This is a genomic window from Tenacibaculum soleae, from assembly GCF_001693415.1.
Taxonomy (GTDB): Bacteria; Bacteroidota; Bacteroidia; order Flavobacteriales; family Flavobacteriaceae; genus Polaribacter; species Polaribacter soleae.
In genome coordinates, this window is record NZ_MAKX01000028.1 from 1 (window position 1) to 850 (window position 850).

1 protein-coding gene is annotated in these 850 nt (G+C 40.1%); it reads right to left on the reverse strand.

What is annotated here, in order from left to right; all coding sequences use genetic code 11:
• The coding region (locus BA195_RS12470) for a hypothetical protein (RefSeq protein WP_141677715.1) at positions 1-850 on the reverse strand (850 nt) is incomplete at both ends.

Below are 850 nucleotides of genomic sequence, written 5' to 3' on the forward strand. Positions count from 1 at the left end.
GTTACAGTATAAGTCCCATCAGATAATCCGCTAAAAATTCCTGTAGTATTATTCGTTGCTCCTAAAGTATAATTATACGTTCCTGGTGCTGCTGGTGTTAATTGTGTTAAGGTTATGGTTCCTGTTCCGTCACACGCGTAAGTCACTGCATTACTAAATGTTGGCTCCTCTGGTAATGCCGCTATCGTTATGGGTGCTAAAGTTATAGAACATCTCTTTGCATCACTTATAGTTACTGTGTACGTACCATCTGTTAAACTACCAAATGCATGATCAAATGTTACTGCATCCGTTGTATGAATCGTTGTCGTTGTTCCATCACTTAATGTATAAGTATAAGGTGCTGTTCCTCCTGTTACATTTTCTACCGTTATCTCTCCTTGTTGAGTACATGTATAATCTTGACTTCGCCTTGAAYTTCCTGCTAATGCATCTGGYGCAGTGATGGTTATGGTTGATGCTGCTGTTGCACARTTATTAGCATCAGTAGTAACAACATCATACGTTCCTTCTGCTAAATTGTTAAATGTAATATTTGTTCCTGCTCCTGGYCCTGATGTTTGTACTGTTCCTGGTGCTCCCTGTAATGTTATTGTGGTGGTATAATCGGCTGTTCCATCACTTATTACTACTACTGCCGAACCTTGACCTCCATTACAATCGGGTTGTGTTTCGGTTACAACTATTGTTGGATCTGTGATTCGAGTTATGGTAACCTCTTCTGAATATTCACAACTTGGTGTTCCTGTTCCGTTTTGATCACGTACATAAACATCCCAAGTTCCTGCTGTTATTGTCGTTGGTGCTGTTGCACTAAAATCTGTTGCAATTGGTGGTGTTCCTCCTGTTA